Origin of the sequence: Nisaea sediminum (assembly GCF_014904705.1) — a bacterium.
GTDB classification, from domain to species: Bacteria; Pseudomonadota; Alphaproteobacteria; order Thalassobaculales; family Thalassobaculaceae; genus Nisaea; species Nisaea sediminum.
Genome location: NZ_JACZCQ010000006.1, coordinates 556648 through 581044, shown reverse-complemented (window position 1 = coordinate 581044; position 24397 = coordinate 556648). Strand labels below are relative to the sequence as shown.

Sequence of the window (24397 nt, the reverse complement as noted above, 5' to 3'; positions counted from 1 at the left end):
GCCCCGGTTCCAATGCAGTCTTCCCGCTCCGCCGCCGCAAAGCCGAAAGTGCCATGTCCCTGATCCGCGCCGCCGCCACAGTCGGCAGTTACACCATGATCAGCCGGGTCACGGGCTTTCTGCGCGACGTGCTGATCGCCGCGATCCTTGGCGCGGGGCCGGTGGCGGATGCCTTCTTCGTCGCCTTCAAGCTGCCGAACTTCTTCCGCCGCCTGACCGCCGAAGGGTCTTTCACCGTCGCTTTCGTGCCGCTCTTCGCCGGTTCGCTCGAGGCAGAGGGCCGAGCCGAGGCGAAGCGGTTTGCCGAGGATGCTCTGGCGATGATGTGTGCGGTGCTGGCGGCGCTGACCCTGGCGATGGAATTGACCATGCCCTGGGTCATGCATGTGCTGGCGCCCGGTTTCGTTGCGACACCGGAACGCTTTGGCATCGCGGTCGAGTTGACCCGCATCACCTTTCCCTATCTGCCGCTGATTTCCATCGTCGCGCTCTATGGCGGTGTGCTGAACAGTCTCGACCGCTTCGCCGCCATGGCCTCGGCCCCGATCCTGCTGAACCTGATCCTGATCGGCGCCATGGTCGGGTTCGCGGACCGGCTGGAGACGCCGGGTCACGTGCTCGCTTGGGGCGTCGCGGCCGCGGGGCTCGCTCAGCTGCTCTGGCTGATCGGCGCCTCCTCGCGGGCCGGGTTCTCGCTCCGTCTGCGTATGCCGAGGCTGACGCCCGGGGTGCGCAAGCTGTTCCGCCTGATGCTGCCGGCCATGCTCGGTGCCGGGGTGGTGCAGATCAACCTGCTGATCGACATGGTGCTGGCCTCGACCTTGCCGCTCGGCTCGATCTCCTTCCTCTATTACGCCGACCGGGTGAACCAGCTGCCGCTCGGAGTGATCGGTGTCGCGATCGGGACCGCGCTGCTGCCCATGCTCTCCCGCCAGTGGCGCGGCGGCGACGAGGCCGGCGCCCTGACGACCCAGAACCGCGCCCTTGAGCTCGGCGCCCTGCTGACCGTGCCGGCCGCGGTCGGGATCGCGGTGCTGGCCGGGCCGATCATCACCGTACTCTTCGAGCGCGGTGCCTTCAGCGCGGCTGACGCGGCCGCGACCTCGGCGGCGATGATCGCCTTTTCTGCCGGTCTGCCGGCCTTCGTTCTGGTCAAGGTGCTGCAGCCGGGCTTCTTCGCCCGCGAGGATACAAAGACCCCTGTCAAGGTCGCGGCGGGCGCGGTGGTGCTCAACCTCGTGCTGAACCTGATCCTGATGCAGTTCCTCGCCCATGTCGGCCTCGCGCTCGCCACCGCCATCGCCTCCTGGGTCAACGGCTTCGCGCTGGCTTGGCTGCTGCGCCGCGACGGGGTCTTCAGCCTCGACCAGCGCTCGCGCAAGCGGCTGCCACGCATCTTTGTCTCCGCTCTCTTGATGGGAGCCTCGCTGTTCGCGGCTCTTTGGCTTGCGGACCGTGCAGAGCTTGCGCTCTTCGGGCAGGGAACGCTGGTCGGTTCTCTGGCCTTGCTCGCTTTCATCCTGCTGGCGCTCGCGGTTTATTTCGGTGCCGCGACCCTGCTCGGCGCCTTCCGCCCGGCGGAGCTCAAGACGGCGTTCCGGCGCTCCCCGGCACGCTGAGCCAGTACGGCCTTGACCAGTGGCGAGCGTGCCGCGATAAATCAGGCCCTTTTTCGCTTCAGTCTTATGGATCGCGTGACATGAACCGGATTTTCTCGGGCGTGCAGCCCACAGGTAACCTGCATCTCGGCAATTACCTCGGCGCGATCCGCAACTGGGTGCAGCTGCAGCGCGACTACAACTCGATCTTCTGCGTCGTCGACATGCATGCGATCACCATGCCGCCGCACGATCCGGCGGACCTCCGCCGTGCGACCCGCGAGGTCGCGGCCGGCATGATCGCGGCCGGTATCGATCCGGACGAGTGCATCATCTTCAACCAGTCCGCCGTTCCGGCACATGCCGAACTGACCTGGATCTTCAACTGCGTCGCCCGCATCGGCTGGCTGAACCGGATGACCCAGTTCAAGGAGAAGGCGGGCAAGAACCGCGAGAACGCGACGGTCGGGCTCTACGACTATCCGGTGCTGATGGCGGCCGACGTGCTGGTCTACAAGGGCACGCACGTGCCGGTCGGCGATGACCAGAAGCAGCATCTGGAGCTGATGCGCGACATCGCGCAGGCCTTCAACTCGATGTACGGTGTCGATTTCTTCCCGCTGCCGGAGCCGATGATCTTCGGCGAGGCGACGCGGGTGATGAGTCTCCGCGACGGCACCAAGAAGATGAGCAAGTCGGACACGTCCGAATATTCGCGCATCAACATGACCGACGAGGCGGACGAGATCGCGCAGAAGATCCGCAAGGCCAAGACCGATCCGCATCCGATCCCGGAGACGGCGGCGGAGATGGCGGACCGGCCCGAGGCGAAGAATCTGATCGCGATCTATGCCGCGCTCGAGGGCACGGACACAGATGCCGTCCTGAAGCAGTTCGCGGGCAAGGGCTTCGGGGACTTCAAGAAGTCCTTCGCCGAGCTGGCCGTCGAGGTGCTGGGTCCGATCGGGTCGGAAATGAAACGGTTGACCGAGGATACGGCTGCGGTCGATGCGGTGCTGAAGCGCGGCGCCGACCGGGCGCGCGAGATCGCCGAGCCGGTGGTGCGTGAAGCCAAGGAAATCGTCGGCTTCCTCAAGCCGTGACCGGCTCCACGCCGTAAGGCGTGAACACTTCCACCGGTGCGCGCAGGCCGCGCACCGGATGGCTGCCGAGGGTCTTGAGCGACAGCGTCGCCATCCGGGCGATGGCATCGGAGGCGACGATCGTGTGGCCGAGATCCTTGCCGAGGCCCTGCAGGCGGCTCGCCAGGTTCACCGCAGGACCGATCACGGTGAAATCGAGCCGTGTCGGGCTGCCGATATTGCCGTAGCTGACATCGCCGACATGCAGGCCGAGCGCATGCTCGATCCGCGGTTTGCCGTGCTTTTCCCGGAGCGCGTTGCGGCTGCGCAGCAGAGTTTGTGCCTCCATGGCGGCCTTCAGCGCCGCGTCCGCTTCCCCGGCAACGCTGTCGCGGCCGAGCGGGAAGATCGCCAGCAGCCCGTCGCCGATGAATTTCAGGATCTCGCCGCCCCTTTCCTCGATCGGTTGCGACATGATCTCGAAATAGTCGTTCAGCATTTCGATGATCTCGGCGCTGGGCAGGTTATCGGATGCAGCGGTGAAACCGCGCACGTCGGCATAGAGGATCGCGGCGCGGATCGTTTCCGAGGTCCCGCGGCGGATCGCGCCGTTCAGGACCCGGCGTCCGGTATCGCGTCCGAGATAGACCTCGAGCAGGTCCCGGGTCAGCTTTTGCCGCTCCAGGATCTCGATCCTCATGCTGAGGGCGGGGAGCAGGGTGTCAAGGATACTGAGCTGATCGGACGTGAAGCCGTTCTCCGCATCGGAGGTCCAGGTTACGAAATTCAACGCGCCGTCGCTGAACTTCAGAGGCATGGCGACATAGTCCGTCGCCCCTTCCGCCTTCAGATCGTGCAGCACCGGAAAGTCCATCGGTGTCGCCGGTTCGCAGAGCCGTCGCCTGATGGCGCCGGCGCCCTCGAAGATCAGCGGCAAGGGGCTGCGCTGGAAGCTTTCCGTCTCCTCGATACCGTGCAGCACCATGATTTCTTCCGGATCGCGCATCGTCTTGCGCCAGATGACCGAGCGGCCCCGGGCCTGAGGATGAAGGGTGCGGATGAAACAGGTGGTGCGCAGCATCGGCATGCCCTGCGCAACGAGGAGATTGCAGAGATCGCGCATCAGTTCGCGCATCGACAGGATCCCGGCCGAGCGCTCCATGAGCCAGCGGTCGGGCGCCATTGTGAGATCCTCCGCGGAGAGCGAGCTGCCGGGTGGCAGGGCCGCTTCGGGATCGGCGCCCTGGTGGGTGATCCGGATATGCGGACGTATGGGGTCGATCTGCCGGTCGGTCACCGATTTCGCTTTCAAAGGATCCGGGCTCCGTTCTGGAAAGACTGTCTTTCCTTGCGCCGTGACGGCAATTCAATGATAAGGCAGCGCGCTCATCGCAAAAAGTGGGCTTGAATTCGCTTTCCCCAGGGTCACTCTATATAGTACCAATTTAGTGCCCGACGAATTGCAAGTCGCGGGCCCCGTCAGGACCGGCGCACAGCTCAAGAAGGCGCCGGCCGGGCCGGGGGTCCCTCAAGGAGAGAATGGGATGTTCATCCAGACTGAAGAAACGCCGAATCCGGCGACGCTGAAGTTCCTGCCGGGGCAGGACGTGATGGGAAGCGGCACCGCCGAGTTCCGTTCGGAAGAGGAAGCGGCCGGAAAGTCGCCCCTGGCGGAACGGCTGTTCGACGTGGACGGCGTGACGGGTGTGTTCTTCGGCGGCGATTTCATCACCGTGGCCAAGCGCGACGACAAGGAATGGTACCTGATGAAGCCGGCGGTGCTCGGCGTGATCATGGAGCATTTCACCGCCGGCCGTCCGGTCGTGACCGCGGAGTCCGAAGCCGGGCACAGTGCCGACGGCGAGGACAGCGAAGTCGTTTCCCAGATCAAGGAACTGCTGGATACGCGCGTGCGCCCGGCGGTGGCGATGGATGGCGGCGATATCGTTTTCGAAAGCTTCGACGAGGGTGTGGTGACGCTCTATATGCGCGGTGCCTGCGCCGGCTGCCCGAGTTCGACGGCGACCCTGAAGATGGGCATCGAGAATATGCTCCGTCACTATATCCCGGAAGTCCGCGAAGTTCGCGCCGCCGCGATGTAAGTATTCGAATCAAGAATAAGACGAATACCAGCTATGTGCGAAATGCAGTGGCAAGGGATTCCCTTTATCTATATGTAGCGGTATGATCGTTGTCGGCAGAATGTGGCAGCGGTTTTTTCAATGACAAAACAGTGTCTGAAAATGCCGTCATTCCATATGGTTGCGCTCGTCGCCGGCGCAGCAGCACTCGCGACCCAGATATCCTTTTTAGTCGAACCCCCCGAGACCGCTCCCCCGGAGCATACCGAGCGACCGGTCCAGACGGCCTCTGTGCCGAAGGGGCATGTTGTCGAACCCGCCAATACCCAGGCGCTCGAGTTCGTATTCGGTACCGTCGGATTCGACCTGAAGGAAGTTCGGCGCGGATCGGAACCGGTTCCGGCGATCTACGTCTCGAGCCTGCCCGGCGATCTCGGCTTTATCGACGAAGTCGGCAGGAAGAAGAAGCTGTTCTTCTCCGCAGTGCTTCCGCTGGTCCTGAGCGCGAACGAACGCGTTTCGCGGGACCGAGCCAAACTGATTCGCCTACGCGACCGCGTGCTCGACGGCGCCAACCTGCATCCGCCCGAAAGAGACTGGCTTCTCCGTCTGGCGGAGCGGTACGGCGTGAAGTCCTCTGACGATATCGACCGTCCGCTGCTTGATGCCTTGAACCGCCGGGTCGACGTGGTTCCGGTGTCACTGGCCCTGGCGCAGGCGGCGGTCGAGAGCGGTTGGGGCTCGTCCAGGTTCGCCCGTCACGGTAACGCCCTCTTCGGGCAGCGGGCCTGGAGCGACGACAAGGGCATAGTCCCGACAGAGCGCACCGACAGCGAGGGTCATGTTGTCCGCAAATACGACACCCTGCTGAGTTCGGTCTCCTCCTATATCCATAATCTCAACACCCATCCGAGTTACCAGGAGTTCCGCATCGGCCGCGAGGCGATGCGCGAAAGCGGCGAGAGGCTGGACGGCAAGCAGCTTGCCGGAGGGTTGCTCGCCTATGCTGAGATCGGCGAGCGTTATGTCGAGATCCTGCGCCGGGTAATTGACAAGAACCGGCTGAACGAACTGGACGACGCCTTGCTCAATCGCAATATCGTCACCGCGTTCAATCAGGCCGGCTGACCGCCGGCCCCTCCTCCCTTACGGCACGATGAACTGCGTGCCGAACCAGCGCCAGCGGTTGTCCGGTCCGGGCATCGTGCAGTTGATGCGCGAGCGGCCCGGCGGGAACGGCTGTTTCAGACGTACTTCGACGCGCTGTTCCAGATATTCGAGATGGGTCTCGCCTTCGCTCGAGGCAAAGCAGGACAGACTGTTCGGGCTGCCGATCGACGCGTCCAGCGTAAAGCCGAAGGCGGGCGGGTTCTCGACAAGCAAGGTGTCCTCCGGCAGCACGTCGCTGACCGGGAGCGGCAAGGCGTTGGCAATCAGCCGGAACCGGTCGATCCCGCCATACCGCTCGTTCAGGGCGAAGCGCGGCAAGGTGAGATGATCCATGCCGGTATAGGCGACGCCGGAATGCTGCCCGAACGCGGCGGTGAAGCCGGCATCGGCAACGGATTTCCGCACCATCAGGCTGTATTCGCCGTAAGGATAGGCGAAGAGTTCGGGCTTAGCGCCGAGCTCGTCGACGAAACGCTGGTTCGACTCGGCAAGCTCACGGTCGAGCGCGAGACGGTCCAGCGTCGTCATATGCGGATGCGAGCGGGTCTGGCTGCCAATCGTGACGCCGCCGTCGCGCAGCTCCCGGATCTGATCCCAGCTCATATAACCTTTCACCTGACGGTCGATCGCGCCGGTGGCGACGAACAGGGTGAAGGGAATGCCGGCCTCCTTCAGGCGCGGCCAGGCGTGCTCATAAACGGAGAGATATGCGTCGTCGACGGTGATCGCGATGGTGCGGTCCGCCAGCGGTTTCCCCGATTTCAGCGCTTCGACGACCTCGGGAAGCGACAGAACGTGATACCGCTCCTTCTTTAGCTCCTCGATATGCTCTTCGAATTGCTCGATACGGATGCTGGTCGAGGGAAAATCGTTCTCGCCGAAACGGTGATACATCGTGATCACCGCACCCGAAATTTCCTGTGCCGCAAGCGGGCCGGAAAAGACGGCGAAGAGGCAGGAGATGGCCAGGAGGAAAGCGGCCGTGACTTTGCGCGCCGAGGCCGGCCGAAGGGCGTTCCTCCGGTCCGGGCGGCGAAAGTGCGTACGATTCGGCATAGACACTATATTCCTTTGCTGTCGTCCGCCAACGTGGTTTACAGGCAGCGATGCGACTGGAAAATTTGCACTTTCGGGCCGCGTTGTCACTCTAACATACGCATTTCGCGGCGGAAAATAAGATGGCGCACCAGCCTCGCACAATTCTCGGCATCGACAGCAGCACCGGCGCCTGCTCCGTTGCTCTGCGCGTCGGCGCGGATGTGCGCGCGGTGCGCCGCGAGGACATGACCAGAGGACAATCCGAGCGTCTCGCCCCGATGACCGAAGAGATCATGCGGGAAGCCGGACTCGGTTTCGAGGCCCTGGACGCGATTGCGGTCAGCCGCGGTCCGGGCTCCTTTACCGGCCTCAGGATCGGCCTCGCCTTTGCCAAGGGGCTGGGCCAGGCGCTCGGCATTCCGGTCGTCGGGGTTACCGGATTCGCCGCGGTCGCACGCGCGGCGCGCGCGGCATGCGGCGATGCCTCGAATGCGCTCGCCGTTGTTCTGGAGAGTCGGCGCGCCGACCTCTTCCTGCAGATATTCAAGGCGGACGGAACGCCGGAAGGCGCGCCCGCAGCTCTCCCGGCTGACGCCATCGCGGAGCGGCTCGCGAGGCTTGCCGTCTCCGCACCGTTGCTGCTGGCGGGCGACGCCGCGGACAAGGTCGCCGCGTTGCTCGGGTCTGCCTGTATCCGCAGCCCGGCCACAGTGCCGGATGCGGACGACGTTTCCGCGCTCGGTCTCGCCCTTCTCGAAGCGGGCACCGAGAGCCAGGCCGCGCCTCTCTATCTCAGGGCGCCCGACGTCACGCATCCGGCATCGTCATGATGACAGGCGGACGGTTCGTGCTGGACGAGAGCCTGACGGCGCATCTTGCAGAGGCCGCCCGGTTGCACGGCGCGCTCTTCGAGAGGCCTTGGTCGCGCGCTGCGCTGGAGGAGCTCCTCGCGGTGCCGGGAACGGCCGGCGCGGCGATCCTCGATATCGAAGGCCAGCCCCGGTTCGCGGGATTCGTTCTGTTTCGCAGCCTGGGCGACTTTGCCGAGATCCTGACTGTCGCCGTTGCCCCGGAGCAGCGCCGCCATGGCTTCGGGCGGCTGCTCATGCTGCATGCCATGCACAAGGCCCGCAACGCGGGAGCGGAGAGGTTGCTTCTCGAGGTTCAGGACGGCAATCTGCCGGCGATCCGGCTTTACGAGGCCCTCGGAATGACGGCGTTCGACCGCCGTCCGAACTATTACAAATCGGGCAATGGCAGCCACGCCGATGCCATAATGATGCAGCTAATCTTCGACGATTGACGATCGCGGCCGGCGCGGGCGCGACGGATCAGGCGAAGATACCGGTTTTTAGCGGATTTCCGCTGCAACCAGACTGTCATGCGAATGTGTGAAAACTGTCATCGGTCTGTCGGTATAAGCGAGCATCGGATAGGCTCTTCCGGATCCATCCGCCACGCCGTCCGGGCGATTTTTCTGGCGGCGGCGCAACGCGTACCCATATCGGAGCCATGGATTTGCGGCCGCGGCGGCATCCTCGGTTCCGGTGACCTGCGGCCCCGAAGATAGGGATGCGACTGATCATGGGATTCTCGATTCCGACGCGCACGACGCTCTCCGAAACCAGCCCGGTCTCCATCGCCGGTTCGGACCGGCTTGGCGATCAGCCGCTGCTCTCCGGCTCCCTGGAAGTAAAGCTCGCTTCGGGGGAAGAGGACATTCTCGCAGCGAAGCAGCTGCGTTACCGGGTGTTCTATGAGGAGATGGGCGCGATCCCGTCGGCTGCCGCCAGCGCCAGCCGCCTCGACGAGGATTCTTTCGACGATGTGGCCGACCATCTTCTCGTGCTCGATCACAGCCTTGGAAACGGCCCGGAAGCGGTGGTCGGCACCTACCGCCTGATCCGTCGCTCTGCCGCCGAGACCGCCGGCGGGTTCTACACCGCCGATGAATTCGACATCTCCAGGCTGGAGGCCCAGCCGGGCGAGATCCTTGAGCTTGGCCGCTCCTGCACCGCGAGCGGCTACCGAACCCGTCCGACCATGCAGCTGCTCTGGAAGGGCATCGCGGCCTACGTGTTCCAGAACGACATCTCGCTGATGTTCGGTTGCGCCAGCCTGCCGGGCAACGATGCCGAGGCGCTGCGGACGCAGCTCGCCTATCTCCATCACCAGCATCTGGCGCCGGAGCGGATCCGGGCGACGGCGCTGCCGGAACGCTATGTCGAAATGAACCGCATGGTGGCGGAAGAGATCGATCCGCGCCGCACCGCGGCCACGCTGCCGCCGCTGATCAAGGGTTATCTCCGGCTCGGCGGCTATGTCGGGCACGGCGCGGTGATCGATCATCAGTTCAATACCACGGATGTCTGCGTGATCGTCGAGACCAGCAGCGTCTCCGACAAATACTACAAGCACTACGAACGCGAAGCGCGCGGGATCTCGATCCAATGAGCATCGCCGGAGCGCTTGAGGAGCTGAACGAGGAGGACATCCTCGGTGATCCCGGTCTCCTGGGATCGTGGGAGCGCAACCTCGAGCCCGTCGAAGCGGCGGGCATGGTCGCGCCGTCGCGCACCCTGGTCTGGCGCCGGATCGCGCTCTACGGTGCGCTGACCTGCACGCTTCTGCCGCTGCAGATGCTCCTGCTGGCATTCCGCTCGCCGATGTCCTCGGCGCTGCCGGTCTTCTATCACGGGCTTTGCGCCCGCCTGCTCGGCTTCAGGGTGAAGGTGCGGGGTCGCCCGTTGGCCAAGGGGCCGGTGCTCTACGCCAGCAACCACGCCTCCTATTTCGACATTGTCATTCTGGGAAGCCTGCTCCGGGCGAGCTTCATCGCCAAGAGCGAGGTGAAGAGCTGGCCCGGCTTCGGCCTGCTGGCGATTCTGCAGCGCACGGTGTTCGTCGAGCGCCGCCGGGGCCGTTCGAAGCACCATGCCAATGCCATCGCCGACCGGCTCGCCGGCGGGGACCGCCTGGTGCTGTTTCCCGAGGGCACCAGCAACGACGGCAACCGCACGCTGCCATTCAAGAGCTCCATGTTCGCCGCCGCCGAGGCGCGCGATCCGGCCGGTGAGCTCAAGGTACAGCCGGTCTCGATCACCTACACACGGCTGAACGGCATGCCGATGGGCCGCGGACTCCGTCCGTTCTATGCCTGGTACGGGGACATGGATCTCGTGCCGCACCTGCTGGAAGCGCTGGCGCTCGGCCGGGTCGACGTCGAGGTCGAGTTCCACGAGCCGGTCGACCCGGCAGTTTTCGCGAACCGCAAGGCGCTTGCGGCACACTGCGAGCAGGTCGTCTCGCGCGGTGTTTCGCGCGCGCTTTCGGGACGCGTCTAGGAAATTCGCTGATCGCGCCTCGCTTCGCGGTTCCCGCCGCGGAATCCCGGTTTGCGCGCGGTACTGTCGCTTGACTGTGGGTGGCCCGGTGTTAGCATTCTCCTGATGGAAGCAAACGCACGCTGGAATTTCAGTTTCACTCGGCGTATTTGTGCCGCCGATCTCCTGAAATTCGACCCTTCGAGCGACGGTAAGGCTGAGCGCGCGTGAGCAAGAAACTCTTCATCAAGACCTATGGCTGCCAGATGAACGTCTACGACAGCGAGCGTATGACGGACAGCCTCGTTTCCCTCGGATACGATCCGGTGGCAACGCCGGAAGACGTGGACATGGTGATCCTCAACACCTGCCATATCCGCGAAAAAGCGACGGAGAAGGTCTTTTCCGAGCTCGGACGGATCCGACTTGAGAAGGAAGCGCGCGCCGCCGAGGGCAGGCCGCTGCTGATCGCGGTCGCGGGCTGTGTCGCCCAGGCGGAGGGCGAGGAGATCGTGCGCCGCGCGCCCTTCGTGGATCTCGTGTTCGGTCCGCAGACCTACCACCGGCTTCCGGAACTGGTGCGCGAAGCCGAGCGCAAGGCTGGCGAGCGGCAAGCCGCTTCCGGCGGACGCGGCACCCGCGGTGCCGGCGTGGTGGACACCGACTTCCCGGTCGAGAGCAAGTTCGATTTCCTGCCGGAAGAGCGCCACGCGAGCAGCGCGGCGGCATTCCTGTCGATCCAGGAAGGGTGCGACAAGTTCTGCAGCTTCTGTGTCGTGCCCTATACCCGCGGCGCCGAATTCTCGCGTCCTGCCGAACAGGTGCTGGCGGAAGCGCGCCGGCTGGTCGCGTCCGGTACCTCGGAGCTCACCCTGCTCGGGCAGAACGTGAACGCCTATCACGGCGAAGCCGGCGGCGGGGAATGGGGCCTCGGGCGGCTGATCCGTGCGCTGGCGGAGATCGACGGGCTGGAGCGGATCCGCTACACGACCTCGCATCCGAACGATGTCGACGAGGAGCTGATCGCCGCGCATCGCGACGTGCCGCAGCTGATGCCCTATCTGCATCTCCCGGTGCAGTCCGGTTCGGACCGCATTTTGCGAGCCATGAACCGCAAGCACGACGCGGCGGCCTACCGCCGTGTCGTCGAGCGGCTGCGCGAGGCGCGTCCGGACCTCGCCCTCTCTTCCGACTTCATCGTCGGGCATCCGGGGGAAAGCGACGCGGATTTCGCCGAGACGCTCAAACTTGTCACGGATATCGGCTACGCTCAGGCCTATTCGTTCAAATACAGCCCCCGGCCCGGCACTCCGGCCGCGGGCACGGACATGCAGGTCGACGAGGCGGTGAAATCGGACAGACTGGAAACATTGCAGCAGCTTCTGAACGCGCAGCAGCTTGCCTACAACGCCGCGTCCGCCGGTACGGTGCAGCCGGTGCTGGTCGAGCGTACCGGCCACAAGGACGGTCAGCTGATCGGGCGCGGCCCCTATATGCAGTCGGTGCATTTCACAGGCTCGGAGCGGCTCGTCGGCACTATCGTCGATGTCCGCATCGATGCCGGCCATGCCAACTCCCTGTCCGGAACCGTGGTCACCAGCGAATGGGGCGGCGTTCCCGGGTTCTCGCCGCGCAACCCCGATCATGAAAGGGCTATTGCTTGAGCATCACGAACGAGGCCACCGAAAGCGTCCGGCTTGAGTTTGCCGATCACGATCTCCTGCCGGCGCTGCTCGGCGAGCATGACCGGAACCTCGCGCGGATCGAGCAGAAACTCCCCGTTTCCCTCTCCTGCTTCGGAAACACTGTCACGGTGGAGGGCGATAAGGATGCGGTGACCACGGCGCAATCGGCGCTGACCTCGCTCTACAGACGCCTCGAAGGCGACCGGGATGCCGGCAAGAAGCTGAAGAGCCTCGACGTCGGGACGGTGGACGCCGCGGTCAAATGGGCCCAGAGCGACGATGACGTCGCCAACGGGTCCAACGGCTTCAATGACCGTTCCGCTTTCGTGCCGACATGGAAGCGGGCAATCCAGCCGCGTTCCCCGAACCAGCACCGCTATATCCAGGCGCTGTCGCGCGACGAGCTCGTGCTCGGGCTCGGCCCGGCCGGTACCGGCAAGACCTATCTCGCCGTCGCGATGGCGGTCTCGATGCTGATGGAGCGCAAGGTCGAACGCCTGATCCTTTCCCGCCCGGCGGTCGAGGCCGGCGAGCGGCTCGGTTTCCTGCCGGGAGACATGAAGGACAAGGTCGATCCCTATCTCAGGCCGCTCTATGACGCGCTCTATGACATGATGCCGGGCGACCAGGTCGAACGCCGGCTGACGGCGGGCGAGATCGAGGTGGCGCCGCTTGCCTTCATGCGCGGACGGACGCTGGCCAATTCCTACATCATCCTCGACGAGGCGCAGAACACGACGCCGACGCAGATGAAGATGTTCTTGACCCGTCTCGGCGAGAACTCCCGAATGGCGATCACCGGCGATCCGTCGCAGATCGACCTGCCGTTCGGCGCCAAGTCCGGCCTGGTCGATGCCATGGGCGTGCTCGATCGCATTCCCGGCGTCAGTGTGGTCGAGTTTTCCGCCCGGGACGTTGTGCGTCACCCGCTGGTGACGAAGATCGTCCATGCTTACAATGATCGTGAATCGGCCCGTCTCGACGACGGGAAGAAATAAGGACAAAAGAGGAGTATCCGCGCGTGCCCGACGAATCGGAGCCAGGAAGTAGTCGCTTCAGCGCTTTGGCTGAACAGGATCCGCCGGAAGACCCGGACCAACCCGACAGAAATCTGGATATCGCCGTCGCCGTGCCGAACCCGGCCTGGACGGAAGCATTGCCCGATGCGGAGCGCATCTGCATCGCCAGCGCCGTCGCCGCGCTCGGCAGTCCGTCACGTCCGACCGAACTCAGCATTGTTTTGTCCTCGGACGACGAAGTCCGTGCGCTCAATCGCGATTACCGGAAAAAGGACAGCCCGACCAATGTGTTGTCATTTCCGTCCGGACTTGCATCCGGAGTCGGCGATGCCGATATGCTCGGGGACGTAATCCTCGCCTTCGAAACGGTTTCCATGGAAGCGGCCCGGGACGGAAAATCGCTGGACTCCCATTTGCGCCATCTCGTTGTGCATGGTGTGCTGCATCTGCTCGGGTTCGATCACGAGACCGAGGCGGAGGCGGTCGAGATGGAGCGCCGCGAGGTCGAGATCCTCGCCGGGTTCGGCATCGCGGATCCTTACGACGCGGTCGCGGAGCCGGTGCGATGAGTTCCGACACCGAAAAGGCGACGCCCGATGCAGAACTGCCGGTTTCTCCGGCGGAGCACAGCGATACGCAAGAACGCCGCGATGCCTCATGGCAACCGCTCAAGCAGATCGTAAAGGCCTTCAGGCTGAAGCGAAACGGAAGCTCGTCCGTCCGCGACGCTCTGGAGGAGCTGATCGACGAGGACAGCAAGGGCGAGCCCGGCGAAGGTCTCGCGATCGATCCGCACGAACGGGCGCTGATCCGGAACATCCTCGGGCTGCGGGACATCACCGCGCGGGATGTGATGGTCCCGCGCGCGGATATTACCGGGGTCGAGATCAGCACCTCGCTCGACAAGCTGGTCGACGACATGGTGAAGGACGCGCACAGCCGCGTTCCGGTCTATCGCGAGACCCTCGATGATGTCGTCGGCATGGTCCACATGAAGGACGTGCTGGCGCATATCCATGCCGGCAAGGACGTCCCGCTCAGCTCGCTGCTGCGCGAGGTGCTCTTCGTGTCGCCGTCGATCCGGGCGATGGATCTGCTGCAGGAAATGCGGCTGACCCGGCGCCATCTCGCCCTCGTCGTGGACGAGTTCGGCGGGGTCGACGGACTGATCACGATCGAGGACCTGGTCGAGGAGATCGTCGGCGATATCGTCGACGAGCACGATGTGGACGAAGGTCCGAAGATCTCCATGGTCGGGCCCGACACCGCGATCGCCGACGCCCGGGCCGAGATCGAGGAGTTCGAGGAATTGTTCGGCGAGGTCCTGGACGAGGAGGAGCGCGAGGAGATCGACACGGTCGGCGGCCTCGTCTTCTCTCTCGCCGGACGGGTCGCCGCGCGCGGCGAACTCCTGACCCACCCTGCCGGCATCGAATTCGAGGTGCTGGAGGGGGATTCCCGCCGGATCAAGCGGATCCGTATCCGCCGGGTGGAGCCGGACGCGCTCCTGCCGGAGGCCGGTTCGTGAGCTCCCGGGCGGCCGTTGCCCGTTTGGGCACGGGCGCCCGTACCACCGTTCTGCGGCTCGTGCGCCTGACGGGAGCGTTAAATATTGCTCTGATGGTGGCGTCGGGCGCAGTGGCGGCGCTCGCGCTGCCGCCCCTCGGCATCGTTCCCGCGCTGTTCGCATTCTCCCTGCTTATGCTGTCGCTGGAGCACCGGCGGAGCGCGGCCGGGGCCTTCTGGTGCGGATGGGCTTTCGCCTTTGGTCATCACGTCGCCGGGCTCTATTGGATTTCGAACGCCTTGCTGGTCGACGGTGAGCGGTTCGCCTGGGCGGTGCCGTTCGCCGCCGTCGGGTTGCCGGCCGTACTCGCGCTCTATGGCGGGCTTGCCGCGCTGCTCTATCACCGGCTCCGGCCGCGCGGCTGGCTGCGGGCGCCGGTTTTCGCCGGTGCCTGGACGCTCGCCGAGATGCTGCGCGGGTCGATCGCGACCGGCTTTCCCTGGAATCTGCCGGCCTCCGCCTGGTCCTTTTCCGATGTCTTGATGCAGCCGCTGGCGCTGTTCGGCGCCTATGGCTACGGCTTCTTCGTCATGCTCTTCGCACTCTCTCCGCTGTTGTTGCTGCGGAACGGCGCCGGGCGACTTGAGCGCGGCATCGGTGTCTGCTCGCTTCTGCTGCCGCTGCTTTTTCTCGGTTATGGCCAGTTCCGCCTGGATGCGGCCACGCCGCTCGATCCGGCTGCGCCGACGGTGCGCGTGGTGCAGGGAAACATTCCCCAGCGGGACAAGTGGAATCGCGAGCTGATCCGAGGGCATGTCGCAAAATATGCGATGCTGACGCGGTTGCGCGAAGCCGATGCCGTCCCGGCCGGGTTCGGTGCATTGCCGCCTGCGCGTCTGGTGGTCTGGCCGGAAACGGCAATCCCCTATGCCCTCAATCGCGAGCCGGAGTTCGCGGCCTATCTCGGCTCCCTGCTGCCGGCCGGCGATGCCGTGCTGATGACCGGAGCGCCGCTGCGTGAGGCGGTACCCGGATTTCCCGACGCCACCCGGAACTACAATGCCGTCGTAGCGCTCGACCGCACCGGCCGGATCATCGCCCGGCACGATAAGTTTCATCTCGTTCCGTTTGGCGAATATGTGCCGTTCAGCGAATGGTTGCCGCTCGGACCGGTGGTGAAGACCGGCCAAGGTTTCACGCCGGGCACCGGTCCGGGCAGCTTTGAGGCGCCGGGTCTGCCGCCGATCGGCTCCCTGATCTGCTACGAGGTCATCTTTCCCGGCGCCGTCACGGCGCCTGCCGGACCCCGTCCCGGGCTTCTGGTAAACGTAACCAACGATGCCTGGTTCGGTTTCAGTTCAGGGCCTTACCAGCATCTCGCGGCCGCGCGGATGCGTGCCGTGGAAGAGGGAATCCCGATTATCCGTGCTGCGAATACGGGAATTTCCGCTGTCATCGATGCATACGGACGTATTCTGGCATCGCTTCCTCTTGAGCGGGCGGGCGCGATCGACAGTCCGCTACCCCCTGCTTTGCCAAGTAAAACGCTCTATGCGCGCGTCGGAGACAGCGTGGCAATAGTGCTGGCACTTCTGCCACTAATAGCGGCATTTCTCCGCAGGGCCAGCTAGCGCTCTTTTTTCTTTTTTTTGTTAAGGCTTTCCTGTTGACTGCATACGTTTGTATGGGTAACTGGTTTCAGCGCAATTTTAGATTAATGGTTCTGAACATGGAGCAGCCGTCGAGAAAGCGTCGTCCCGGTGGCCGGATGGCCAGCCTGGGGAAACCGAATCCGGTCGACGTTCATGTCGGATCGCGCGTCCGCATGCGCCGTACGCTTCTCGGCATCAGCCAGGAGAAGCTCGGTCAGGCGCTCGGACTGACGTTTCAGCAGGTGCAGAAGTATGAACGCGGCGCAAACCGGATTGGCGCGAGCCGGTTGTACGATCTGAGCCGGGTGCTCGAGGTTCCGGTCAATTACTTCTTCGAAGAGATGGCACAGGAAGTCCGCGAGCAGTCGCCCGGACGCCTGTTCGAAAAAGAGCAGGAACCAGAGGCCTACCAGCTTCCCGACGACCCGATGAACCGTCGCGAAACCCTTGAACTCGTTCGTGCCTATTACCGGATCGCGGACCCGGAAGCCCGGCGCCGGCTGTTCGATCTGATGCGTTCGATCGCGAACACTTTCGACGGCGAGGAGTCCGAATAGGAACCGCGTCGGTTTCTGCTTGACCGGGATTCGCAAAAGCGGCAGGTAATCCTACCTCTCGGTGCCTTCGACAGATTCACCGAATAGAGATTCATGTACGGCGCTTCCGACCGAGGCAGGCGTTCACGGGTACGCTTTATGCCGGCATGGGTGCAACTCATTTCCTAGGAGAGCCCCCGTTGACTCAATCCGACTACGAATTCACCAGCGAATCCGTTTCCGAAGGACATCCGGACAAGGTCTGTGACCGGATCTCCGATACGGTCGTTGACATGTTTCTTGCGGCGGATCCGCTGAGCCGCGTGGCCTGCGAAACCCTGGCGACGACCGACAAGGTCATCCTGGCCGGCGAAGTGCGCGGACCGGCATCCGTCACCAAGGATGCGATCGTCGAGGCGACGCGCGAGGCTATCCGCGACATCGGCTACGAGCAGGAAGGCTTCAGCTGGAAGACGGCCGATATCGATGTGCTGCTGCACGAGCAGTCGACCGATATCGCGATGGGTGTCGATGCCGCGGGCAACAAGGACGAAGGCGCCGGCGATCAGGGCATCATGTTCGGCTATGCCTGTCGCGAGACCGAAGCGCTCATGCCGGCACCGATCCACTATTCGCACCAGATCCTGAAATCCATGGCCGAGTCACGGAAGGCCGGAGCCGAGAAGGGCTTCGGTCCGGATTCCAAGAGCCAGGTGACGCTGAAATACGTTGGCGGAAAGCCGGTCGGCGCGACTTCCGTCGTGGTTTCCACCCAGCATGACGAGGATCTCGAGCAGGACGAGATCCGGGAGATGGTGCGCAAGCACGTGCTGAAGGTTCTCCCCGAGGGCTGGATGTGCCCGGAAGACCATTTCTATGTGAACCCGACGGGGCGCTTCGTGATCGGCGGCCCGGTCGGCGATGCCGGCCTGACCGGACGCAAGATCATCGTCGACACCTATGGCGGTGCCGCGCCGCATGGCGGCGGCGCCTTCTCCGGCAAGGACCCGACCAAGGTCGACCGCTCGGCCGCTTATGCCGCGCGCTGGGTCGCCAAGAACGTCGTGGCCGCTGGCCTCGCCGACAAATGCACCATCCAGGTGTCCTACGCCATCGGTGTCTCCCATCCGCTCTCGATCTATTTCGAGACCTACGGCACGGGCAAGGTGGACGAGGCCAAGCTCTCGTCCGTCATCCGTGATGTGGTCGATCTCTCGCCGCGCGGCATTCGCGAGCGTCTCGCCCTGAGCAACCCGATCTACCGGCCGACCTCGGCCTACGGTCACTTCGGACGCGAGGATGGCGGCAAAGGGTTCTTTACCTGGGAGAAGCTCGACCTCGTGGACGATCTGAAAAGCGCTTTCGCTTAAGGACCTGACGAGAAACGGGACTGAACCGTGCCCACGGGCAAGGAAGATCCGAAAGACATTGTACAGCGCGACCGCGTCTTCTATGGCAGAAGGCGCGGTCGGCGCTTGCGTGCGGGTATGGAGACGCTGCTCGAAACGCGGCTGCCGGAGCTTCGCGTGGAGCTGCCGGACACACCCGGCGCCAGGCTGGATCCACGGAGACTGTTTCCGCCGGATACGGAAGAGATCTGGCTCGAGATCGGCTTCGGCGGCGGCGAGCATCTGGCCGCCCAGGCGGAAATGAACCCACGGGTCGGCTTCATCGGCTCCGAGCCTTTCATGAACGGCGTCGCCAGCCTGATCCGCCATTGCGAGGATCGCGGTCTCGGCAATGTGCGGATCTATCCGGACGACGTGCGCGACCTGCTCGCCGTACTGCCGGATGGCTGCCTCGACCGGATCGCCGTACTCTTCGCCGACCCTTGGCCGAAGAAGCGGCACCATGCACGCCGCATCATCCAGCACGAGACCATTGCCGAATTTCACCGCCTGCTGAAGCCGGGTGGCGAGCTCCGGCTGGCAACCGACGATATGGGCTATCTGCGCTGGATGCTGGCGCGGGCGACGGCGAATGAGGGATTTCGCTGGCTTGCGCGCGGACCGCAGGATTGGCGGGTCCGGCCGGACGACTGGCCCGAGACGCGCTACGAGGCCAAGGCCCGGGCGCAGGGCCGGCGGCCGGCCTTCATGCGTTTCGAGCGTCTCGATACCACCGGTTGACCGAATTTTCTTGAAGCATTCGCGCACTGGGTTATATTCGGGTTTCCATTACATGACCCAATCGGTAACGCTGATAGGGTGGGCCAACGGCCCACTTTTTTTTTGCGCTTCCGGAGGGTCGATTATCCCGGTTTCGGCCGGGTCGGACTGTTAGAGGATCCGGGTGACGCAACAGCTTAACGAGCGCATTGCCGCGATGATCGGGCCATCGGTCGAGTCGATGGGATACGATCTTGTGCGGGTGAGCTTCACCGGCGGCCGGAAGGCCGTCCTGCAGATTATGGCGGAGCGCACCGACCGTACCCAGATGACGGTCGACGATTGCGCCGATATCAGCCGGGCGATCTCCCTGATCCTCGATGTCGAGGACCCGATCTCCGGGGAATACAATCTCGAGGTCAGTTCGCCCGGGATCGACCGCCCGCTGGTGCGGCCGGAGGATTACGACCGTTTCAGCGGTTTCGAGGCGAAGATCGAACTCGAGGTGCCGGTGGACGGACGCAAGCGGTTCCGGGGCGAAGTCCTCGGGGCCGCGGAAGACGGAACCGTCGCGATCGAACAGGACGGGGAGAAGCTGAGCTTTCCCTTTGCTGCGATCCGCACGGCGAAACTGGTATTGACCGATGCTCTGATCGACGCTGCCGAGCGCGGCGAGATCTGAGGCGGTCCGGGGTAAACGGAACAAACGGCAAGAAGACGCGACCCATGGAAACGGCAACCCAACCCAAGCTTGAACTGATTCAAGTCGCCGATGTCGTAGCGCGCGAGAAAGGTATCGAGCGCGACGAGGTCCTGGAGGCGATGGAGCAGGCGATCCAGAAAGCCGGCCGCTCCAAATACGGCCACGATCGTGACATCCGGGCCAATATCGACCGCGCCAGCGGCGCTATCGAACTCGTCCGCGTGACCGAGGTGGTCGACGAGGTTGAGGACGAGATGACCCAGATCTCGGTCGCCGCCGCGCAGAAGCGGGACCCGAACCTGAAGGCGGGCGACCTGATCGTCGATCCGCTGCCGCCGATCGATTTCGGCCGCATCGCCGCGCAGACCGCCAAGCAGGTGATCGTGCAGAAGGTGCGCGAGGCAGAGCGGGCCCGCCAGTACGAAGAGTTCAAGGACCGCGTCGGCGAGATCGTCAACGGCATCGTCAAGCGGGTCGAGTTCGGCAACGTCACCATCGATCTCGGCCGGGCCGAGGCGGTGCTGCGCCGCGATGAGCTGCTGCCGCGCGAAAGCTTCCGCAACGGCGACCGCGTGCGCGCCTACATCTACGACGTCCGCGAGGAACAGCGGGGCCCGCAGATCTTCCTCTCGCGCACCCATCCGCAGTTCATGGCCAACCTGTTCAAGCAGGAAGTGCCGGAAATCTACGACGGCATCATCGAGATCAAGTCGGTCGCCCGCGATCCGGGCAGCCGCGCAAAGATCGCGGTGATTTCCTACGACGGCAGCATCGATCCGGTCGGCGCCTGCGTCGGCATGCGCGGCTCGCGCGTGCAGGCCGTGGTCGGCGAGCTGCAGGGCGAGAAGATCGACATCATTCCCTGGTCCGAGGACCCGGCGACCTTCGTGGTCAACGGTCTCGCTCCGGCGGAGGTCAGCAAGGTGGTCCTGGACGAGGAGCAGCGCCGTATCGAAGTGGTGGTGCCGGACGACCAGCTCAGCCTCGCCATCGGCCGCCGCGGCCAGAACGTGCGCCTCGCCTCCATCCTCACCGGCTGGGATATCGACATCCTGACCGAGGCCGAGGAGTCCGAGCGCCGTCAGGAAGAGTTCAAGACCCGGTCGAAGACCTTCATCGACTCCCTCGATATCGACGATGTCATTGCGCATCTGCTTGTCGCGGAAGGCTTCACCTCGGTCGACGAGATCGCCTATTCGCCGCTCGAGGATCTGATGAGCATCGAAGGTTTCGATGCGGATATCGCCGAGGAGCTGCAGAACCGGGCGCTGGCCTTTGCCGAGGCCGAACGCAACCGTCTCCAGGACCGCAGCACCGAACTCGGCGTGGCGGAAGACCTGCTGAATTTCGAGGGCCTGAGCCTCGCCAATATCGTCCAGCTCGCCGAACAGGGCGTGAAGACTCTGGACGATCTGGCGGATCTCGCCGGCGACGAGCTGATCGAGATGCTGCCGGAGGCGGGCCTCGATCAGAACACGGCGAACGAGGTCATCATGGCGGCCCGCGCGCACTGGTTCGAGGACGAGGAGTCCGAGGCCGGCGACGACGGTGCCGAAGCTGGGGAGGCTCATGACGAGACCCCGGCAACATGAGACCCTCGCGCTAGCCGATAGCGACCGTTCCGGCCGCGGCGACCGCAGGTGCATCGCCACCGGCGCGAGCGGCGGCCCGGAGGGCATGATCCGTTTTGTGATCGGCCCGGACGGTGACGTGGTCCCGGATCTTTCCGAAAAGCTGCCCGGCCGCGGCCTCTGGGTCACGGCGAGCCGGGATGCGCTTGCCGAGGCCAGCCGCAAGCGGGCCTTTTCCCGTGCCGCCAAGCAGAAGGTCACGGTGCGCGACGACCTCGTCGAGGCCGTCGAAGCCATGCTCGTTGCCTCGATCCAGTCGCTTATCGGGCTGGCCCGGCGGGCAGGAGCGGCCATCGCCGGTCATGCCAAGGTCGAGGACGCCGTGCGTCACCACAAGGCGGTTCTGCTGATCGAAGCGGCGGACGGCGCCGTGGATGCGCGGGAAAAGATGAAGCGGCTTGGCGATGGCCTTCCGGCCATGGCGCTGCTGACCCGCTCCGAGCTCGGAGCGGCCTTCGACCGTGAGCAGACGGTGCATGCGGCCATCCTGGCGGCAGGCGACCATTCGAAGGGTCTGACGGCCCGTTTGACACGAGAATTTGCACGACTTGCAGGATTCCGGGGCGATATTTCTCGACTCGGCTTGGAAAACAACGGCTAGGGGTGTATTGAGGCCCCTGCCCGGTATCATGGAAAAGACGCGCGACCTAGAATGACAACGAGCAACGAGACTGATCGCAAGAAACTGAGCCTGTCCGGACGGGGGAAACTTTCCCTCGGAAAGTCCGTCGACAAGGATCAGGTGAAGCAGAGCTTCTCCCATGGCCGGTCCAAGACTGTTCAGGTCGAACGGCGGCGCAAGCGCGTCGGCGGTCCCGGCGGTCCTGGCGGTGCCGGTGATTCCGGAGGCCTGAGCGCGGAGGAGCGGGAACGTCGTACCCGGGCGCTGAAGGAAGGCCTGAAGCAGCAGGAAGCCGCGCGCACCGAGGCGTCAGAGCTGACGACTGCCGCCGAGCAGGCGCAGCCGGCTACCGAAGCGGCGCCCGAACCCGCGCCGGACGCGGCGCCGGAGCCGGTTGATCGCCGTCAGGCCGAACTTGAGGAAATGCGCCGGATTGCCGACGCCGAAGGCAAGGAGCGCCAGGAGGAAGCAGCGCGCCTCGCCGAAGAGGCTGCCGCGCGCGAAGCCAAGGCCCAGGCCGAACGTGCCGCTACCCGTCCGACGGAACCGCGCAATCAGCCCGATCGTGGCCCGGCTGCGGCCGCGGCTCCGGCGATGCCGGAAGAAGACAGTGAAGGCCGGCGCAGCAAACGCCGCGGTGGCGGTGGCGGTGCCGGTGCGCCGGACCGCCGTGCGGCCCCGACTCCGAGCCGGCGTGGCGAGCAGCGCCGCCGGTCGGGCAAGCTGACGGTCTCCCAGGCACTCGACGATCGCGGCGGCGAACGCTCCCGCAGTCTGGCCTCCGTGCGCCGCGCCCGCGAGCGCGAGAAGCAGCGGATGCGCGAAGAGGGTGGCGAACAGGCCAAACAAGTCCGCGAAGTCGTCATTCCGGACGCGATCACCGTTCAGGAACTCGCCAACCGTATGGCGGAACGTGCGGGCGACGTGATCAAGACGCTCATGAAGATGGGCATGATGGCGACCATCACGCAGTCGATCGACAGCGATACCGCCGAGCTCGTGGTGGCCGAATTCGGCCACAAGGCGAAGCGCGTGTCGGAATCCGACGTCGAGCTGCAGCTCCAGGTCAAGGACGATGCTCCGGAAGACCTGAAGCCGCGTGCGCCGGTCGTGACCGTCATGGGTCACGTCGACCACGGCAAGACCTCGCTGCTGGACGCGCTCCGGCGCTCCGACGTGGCGGCGGGCGAAGCCGGCGGCATCACCCAGCATATCGGCGCCTACCAGGTGACCGTGCCTTCCGGCGCGAAGATCACCTTCCTCGATACGCCGGGCCACGAGGCCTTCACCGAAATGCGGGCGCGCGGCGCGAACGTCACCGATATCGTCGTCCTCGTCGTGGCGGCCGATGACGGCATCATGGCGCAGACCGTGGAAGCCATCCGGCATGCCAAGGCGGCCGGCTGTCCGATCATCGTCGCGGTCAACAAGTGCGACCTCCCGGACGCCGATCCGAACCGGGTACGCCAGGAGCTGCTCCAGCACGAGATCGTGGTCGAGGAGATGGGCGGCGACGTGCTTGCCGTCGATGTCTCGGCAAAGACCAAGCAGGGCCTCGACAAGCTGGAGGAGGCGATCCTCCTGCAGGCGGAACTGCTCGAGGTCAAAGCCAATCCGGACCGCCGTGCCGAAGGCGCCGTGGTCGAGGCGAAGATGGAAAAGGGCCGCGGCAGCGTCGCGACCGTGCTCATCATCAAGGGCACCCTCAATGTCGGCGACATCTTCGTGGCCGGCGCCGAGTGGGGCCGCGTCCGCGCACTGCTGGACGACCATGGCCAGCGCATCCAGAGCGCCGGCCCGAGCATGCCGGTCGAGGTTCTCGGGTTGCAGGGCACACCGGTTGCGGGTGACGAGTTCGGCGTGGTCGAGACCGAGGGTCAGGCCCGGGAGATCGCGGAGTACCGTCAGCGCGTACTGCGCGAGAAGTCGGCCGTGGCCGGCGCCCGCGGTTCCGTCGAGCAGATGCTGTCCGCTATCGCAGCGGGCCAGGCCGAAGAGTTGCCCGTGGTCATCAAGACCGACGTGCACGGCTCGCTGGAAGCGATCCGGTCGACCCTGGAGAAGATCTCCAACGACCAGGTCGCGGTACGCATCCTGCACGGTGCGGTCGGCGGCATCAGCGAGTCCGATGTGAGCCTTGCCAAGGCCTCCGGTGCGCTGATCATCGGCTTCAACGTCCGCGCGGTCCCGCAGGCGCGGGATCTGGCGGCGCAGGAAGGTCTCGAGATCCGCTATTACTCGATCATCTACGAGCTGATCGACGACATCAAAGCGGCGCTCACCGGCATGCTGTCCCCGGATCTTAAGGAAGAGTTCCTCGGCAATGCGGAAATCCGCGAAGTCTTCAACATCACCAAGGTCGGCAAGGTCGGCGGTTGCATGGTCACCGAAGGCATGCTCCGTCGTGCGGCCAAGGTCCGCCTGCTGCGCGACAACGTGGTGATCCACGAAGGCACGCTGAAGACGCTGAAGCGCTTCAAGGACGAGGTGAAGGAAGTCCGCGAGGGCTACGAATGCGGCGCCGCGTTCGAGAACTACAACGATATCCAGGTCGGCGATTTCATCGAGTGCTTCGAGGTGAAGGAAGTCGCGCGGAGCCTGGAATCGGTCCAGCAGGCCAGCACCTCGTCCTGACCGGCGGG

The 24397-nt window shown here is 64.7% G+C and carries 22 protein-coding genes; 20 read left to right on the top strand and 2 right to left on the bottom strand.

Annotated features, from left to right (window positions below):
- The first annotated feature begins 53 nt into the window (after positions 1-53).
- Together murJ and trpS are read left to right on the top strand one after the other, a co-directional pair.
- Positions 54-1619, top strand: coding sequence for a murein biosynthesis integral membrane protein MurJ (gene murJ / locus IG122_RS14775; RefSeq protein WP_193184848.1), 1566 nt, complete (start codon positions 54-56; stop codon positions 1617-1619).
- A gap of 80 nt (positions 1620-1699) precedes the next feature.
- Entirely contained in the window at positions 1700-2701 is a 1002-nt protein-coding gene (gene trpS / locus IG122_RS14770) for a tryptophan--tRNA ligase (protein WP_193184845.1), read from the top strand.
- On the opposite strand, the gene IG122_RS14765 is transcribed toward trpS, so the two are convergent.
- Positions 2691-3992 carry an adenylate/guanylate cyclase domain-containing protein gene (locus IG122_RS14765; protein WP_193184842.1) on the bottom strand — a complete coding sequence of 434 codons (1302 nt, stop codon included), beginning with the start codon at positions 3990-3992 and terminating at the stop codon, positions 2691-2693. The genes trpS and IG122_RS14765 overlap by 11 nt on opposite strands.
- 232 nt (positions 3993-4224) lie before the next feature.
- On the opposite strand from IG122_RS14765, the gene IG122_RS14760 reads away from it, so the two are divergent.
- Together IG122_RS14760 and IG122_RS14755 are read left to right on the top strand one after the other, a co-directional pair.
- Complete coding sequence (locus tag IG122_RS14760; protein ID WP_193184838.1) at positions 4225-4782, top strand: NifU family protein; 558 nt, start codon at positions 4225-4227, stop codon at positions 4780-4782.
- A gap of 270 nt (positions 4783-5052) precedes the next feature.
- A complete protein-coding gene (locus tag IG122_RS14755; protein ID WP_193184835.1) occupies positions 5053-5889 on the top strand; it encodes a glucosaminidase domain-containing protein in 837 nt (278 codons plus the stop codon).
- 18 nt (positions 5890-5907) lie between these two features.
- On the opposite strand, the gene IG122_RS14750 is transcribed toward IG122_RS14755, so the two are convergent.
- Positions 5908-6987 (bottom strand): polysaccharide deacetylase family protein, encoded by a 1080-nt coding sequence (locus IG122_RS14750; protein ID WP_193184832.1) that lies wholly within the window; start codon positions 6985-6987, stop codon positions 5908-5910.
- A gap of 122 nt (positions 6988-7109) precedes the next feature.
- Here IG122_RS14750 and tsaB point away from each other — a divergent pair, with 122 nt between their 5' ends.
- The 16 genes from tsaB (at position 7110) to infB (ending at position 24389) form a co-directional block, all read left to right on the top strand.
- On the top strand, positions 7110-7799 hold the full coding sequence (gene tsaB / locus IG122_RS14745; protein ID WP_193184828.1) for a tRNA (adenosine(37)-N6)-threonylcarbamoyltransferase complex dimerization subunit type 1 TsaB: 690 nt from the start codon (positions 7110-7112) through the stop codon (positions 7797-7799).
- Positions 7799-8272, top strand: coding sequence for a GNAT family N-acetyltransferase (locus tag IG122_RS14740; RefSeq protein WP_193184825.1), 474 nt, complete (start codon positions 7799-7801; stop codon positions 8270-8272). Before tsaB ends, IG122_RS14740 begins: the two co-directional genes overlap by 1 nt.
- Positions 8273-8553: 281 nt before the next feature.
- Positions 8554-9423 carry a GNAT family N-acetyltransferase gene (locus tag IG122_RS14735; RefSeq protein ID WP_193184822.1) on the top strand — a complete coding sequence of 290 codons (870 nt, stop codon included), beginning with the start codon at positions 8554-8556 and terminating at the stop codon, positions 9421-9423.
- The gene (locus IG122_RS14730; protein ID WP_226893580.1) at positions 9420-10313 is read left to right on the top strand and encodes a lysophospholipid acyltransferase family protein; all 894 of its coding nucleotides are present in this window, start codon (positions 9420-9422) and stop codon (positions 10311-10313) included. Before IG122_RS14735 ends, IG122_RS14730 begins: the two co-directional genes overlap by 4 nt.
- A gap of 206 nt (positions 10314-10519) precedes the next feature.
- Positions 10520-11956 carry a tRNA (N6-isopentenyl adenosine(37)-C2)-methylthiotransferase MiaB gene (miaB, locus tag IG122_RS14725; protein WP_193184819.1) on the top strand — a complete coding sequence of 479 codons (1437 nt, stop codon included), beginning with the start codon at positions 10520-10522 and terminating at the stop codon, positions 11954-11956.
- A 2-nt stretch (positions 11957-11958) separates the two neighbouring features.
- Positions 11959-12975, top strand: a complete 1017-nt coding sequence (locus IG122_RS14720) for a PhoH family protein (RefSeq protein ID WP_193186150.1) — start codon at positions 11959-11961, stop codon at positions 12973-12975.
- Between the two features lie 113 nt (positions 12976-13088).
- Positions 13089-13565 (top strand): rRNA maturation RNase YbeY, encoded by a 477-nt coding sequence (ybeY, locus tag IG122_RS14715; protein ID WP_193186147.1) that lies wholly within the window; start codon positions 13089-13091, stop codon positions 13563-13565.
- Complete coding sequence (locus tag IG122_RS14710; RefSeq protein ID WP_193184816.1) at positions 13562-14524, top strand: hemolysin family protein; 963 nt, start codon at positions 13562-13564, stop codon at positions 14522-14524. The genes ybeY and IG122_RS14710 overlap by 4 nt, the downstream gene beginning before the upstream one ends.
- A complete protein-coding gene (gene lnt / locus IG122_RS14705) occupies positions 14521-16134 on the top strand; it encodes an apolipoprotein N-acyltransferase (RefSeq protein WP_193184813.1) in 1614 nt (537 codons plus the stop codon). Before IG122_RS14710 ends, lnt begins: the two co-directional genes overlap by 4 nt.
- A 194-nt stretch (positions 16135-16328) precedes the next feature.
- On the top strand, positions 16329-16712 hold the full coding sequence (locus IG122_RS14700; RefSeq protein WP_449867105.1) for a helix-turn-helix domain-containing protein: 384 nt from the start codon (positions 16329-16331) through the stop codon (positions 16710-16712).
- Between the two features lie 179 nt (positions 16713-16891).
- Positions 16892-18061, top strand: coding sequence for a methionine adenosyltransferase (gene metK / locus IG122_RS14695; RefSeq protein ID WP_193184807.1), 1170 nt, complete (start codon positions 16892-16894; stop codon positions 18059-18061).
- A gap of 27 nt (positions 18062-18088) precedes the next feature.
- Positions 18089-18820: a tRNA (guanosine(46)-N7)-methyltransferase TrmB gene (gene trmB, locus IG122_RS14690; RefSeq protein WP_319024895.1), complete on the top strand. Its 732-nt coding sequence runs from the start codon at positions 18089-18091 to the stop codon at positions 18818-18820.
- A 163-nt stretch (positions 18821-18983) separates the two neighbouring features.
- The gene (gene rimP, locus IG122_RS14685; protein ID WP_319024894.1) at positions 18984-19481 is read left to right on the top strand and encodes a ribosome maturation factor RimP; all 498 of its coding nucleotides are present in this window, start codon (positions 18984-18986) and stop codon (positions 19479-19481) included.
- Positions 19482-19525: 44 nt separating this feature from the next.
- Positions 19526-21094 (top strand): transcription termination factor NusA, encoded by a 1569-nt coding sequence (gene nusA / locus IG122_RS14680; RefSeq protein WP_193184803.1) that lies wholly within the window; start codon positions 19526-19528, stop codon positions 21092-21094.
- On the top strand, positions 21072-21734 hold the full coding sequence (locus IG122_RS14675) for an RNA-binding protein (RefSeq protein ID WP_193184800.1): 663 nt from the start codon (positions 21072-21074) through the stop codon (positions 21732-21734). The genes nusA and IG122_RS14675 overlap by 23 nt, the downstream gene beginning before the upstream one ends.
- 51 nt (positions 21735-21785) lie before the next feature.
- Positions 21786-24389: a translation initiation factor IF-2 gene (gene infB / locus IG122_RS14670; RefSeq protein ID WP_193184797.1), complete on the top strand. Its 2604-nt coding sequence runs from the start codon at positions 21786-21788 to the stop codon at positions 24387-24389.
- Positions 24390-24397 lie beyond the last annotated feature (8 nt).

Coding starts and splice junctions, on each gene's coding strand:
- IG122_RS14710 (WP_193184816.1), top strand. CDS start 13,562: ATGAGTTCCGACACCGAAAAGGCGACGCCCGATGCAGAACTGCCGGTT.
- tsaB (WP_193184828.1), top strand. CDS start 7,110: ATGGCGCACCAGCCTCGCACAATTCTCGGCATCGACAGCAGCACCGGC.
- IG122_RS14730 (WP_226893580.1), top strand. CDS start 9,420: ATGAGCATCGCCGGAGCGCTTGAGGAGCTGAACGAGGAGGACATCCTC.
- IG122_RS14760 (WP_193184838.1), top strand. CDS start 4,225: ATGTTCATCCAGACTGAAGAAACGCCGAATCCGGCGACGCTGAAGTTC.
- IG122_RS14735 (WP_193184822.1), top strand. CDS start 8,554: ATGGGATTCTCGATTCCGACGCGCACGACGCTCTCCGAAACCAGCCCG.
- IG122_RS14675 (WP_193184800.1), top strand. CDS start 21,072: ATGACGAGACCCCGGCAACATGAGACCCTCGCGCTAGCCGATAGCGAC.
- trpS (WP_193184845.1), top strand. CDS start 1,700: ATGAACCGGATTTTCTCGGGCGTGCAGCCCACAGGTAACCTGCATCTC.
- murJ (WP_193184848.1), top strand. CDS start 54: ATGTCCCTGATCCGCGCCGCCGCCACAGTCGGCAGTTACACCATGATC.
- infB (WP_193184797.1), top strand. CDS start 21,786: ATGACAACGAGCAACGAGACTGATCGCAAGAAACTGAGCCTGTCCGGA.
- IG122_RS14740 (WP_193184825.1), top strand. CDS start 7,799: ATGACAGGCGGACGGTTCGTGCTGGACGAGAGCCTGACGGCGCATCTT.
- IG122_RS14700 (WP_449867105.1), top strand. CDS start 16,329: ATGCGCCGTACGCTTCTCGGCATCAGCCAGGAGAAGCTCGGTCAGGCG.
- nusA (WP_193184803.1), top strand. CDS start 19,526: ATGGAAACGGCAACCCAACCCAAGCTTGAACTGATTCAAGTCGCCGAT.
- IG122_RS14750 (WP_193184832.1), bottom strand. CDS start 6,987: ATGCCGAATCGTACGCACTTTCGCCGCCCGGACCGGAGGAACGCCCTT.